The sequence below is a fragment of the Colwellia sp. MB3u-8 genome (assembly GCF_014076985.1).
Classification (GTDB): Bacteria; Pseudomonadota; Gammaproteobacteria; order Enterobacterales; family Alteromonadaceae; genus Cognaticolwellia.
This window is the reverse complement of the sequence record NZ_JACGVA010000055.1, coordinates 1-1,229: the sequence shown is the minus strand read 5'-3', so window position 1 is coordinate 1,229 and position 1,229 is coordinate 1. Positions and strand designations below refer to the sequence as shown.

Below are 1,229 nucleotides of genomic sequence, written 5' to 3'. Positions count from 1 at the left end.
TATATTATTCTTTTTACTCCAAATTAAAAGTATCTTGATATTGAGTCAAACTCAAAAACCGCCGTATAAATAGATAGCTAGCGGAATGAAGATTATAGAAACCAACGTAGATAAAAATACTGCTAAACTGGCTTTTTCAGGTTTGGCATTAAGTAATACCGCCAAAGTAACCGTATTGCCCGCCAGTGGTACAATAGAGAATAAAAAAAGTACTTTGTATAAGTCTTCATTTAAAAAGTGCAAATATGTTTTATCGACATAAATAAATCCCAACATCGCAAGTGGCCAAAAGACAAATTTGATGATGAATGTGATGCTTATGAATTTTTTATCAAAGTTATCCGGATTGCTTTTTAAACCCAATAGTCCCATGCCCAACATCATCATTCCCAGTATTCCGTATGCACCTTTGAACTGCGCAGTATAAGCACTGATTTCTTCTGGTATTTTCAAGCCTGCAAAATTACAAGTAATTCCTAAGATAAACGCATAAAGTATTGGCAGTCTCGATATTTTTTTCAGCGATTGTTTCACGCTAAAATTTCCCTTTGCAGTGACATAAAAACCTGTGCTGCTTTCATATAAAAGAGATGCTATAACGGCAAAAATATAAATGTCTGCCAAGGTGGGTGGAAACAATATAATTGCCAAGGGAATACCAAAATATCCTGTGTTTCCTGTTCCTGCACTGAATGCTAAAATATTTCCTGTGGGATTATCCCAGGATTTTCCCCAAATAAAAAGTGAAGCAAAAGCTAAAATAGAACAAAACACGTACAAAAATATCGGTAAAATTGCAACTGAAAAATCAATTTTTACAGTGATGACTGCTGAAAAAACCACAATAGGACCCAAAATATAAATCAGCAAAGCGGCTATTGATTCTCTTTGAACATGTAAAATTTTTGAAGATAAAAAACCTAATATTACGTTTATATATAGTGGAAATATTTTAATTAATATAATGAAAAAAAGTGTCATTAATTATCCTAAAGAAAAAGTGATTTGTATTTGTTCATACATCACCGATGAATGTTTGCTTATAACAGATTATTATATTGCAAAATGCTGGATAGAGAAATATGGGGCACGCATAAAAATATGATTTTAATTCAATCTGTTATAATGTCTCATGCATTTAGAACGTAATTTAACACCAATAAACTAGCTGCATAAGAAACGCGAATTTGTTTATTTTTAGCTCTAAAATCAATAGATAATACTGATTT

The 1,229-nt window shown here is 31.7% G+C and carries 1 protein-coding gene; it reads right to left on the bottom strand.

The genetic code is table 11. From position 1 onward, the window contains the following. Positions 1-51 precede the first annotated feature (51 nt). Positions 52-981, bottom strand: a complete 930-nt coding sequence (locus H4J54_RS04755) for an AEC family transporter (RefSeq protein WP_182189786.1) — start codon at positions 979-981, stop codon at positions 52-54. Between the last annotated feature and the right edge of the window lie 248 nt (positions 982-1,229).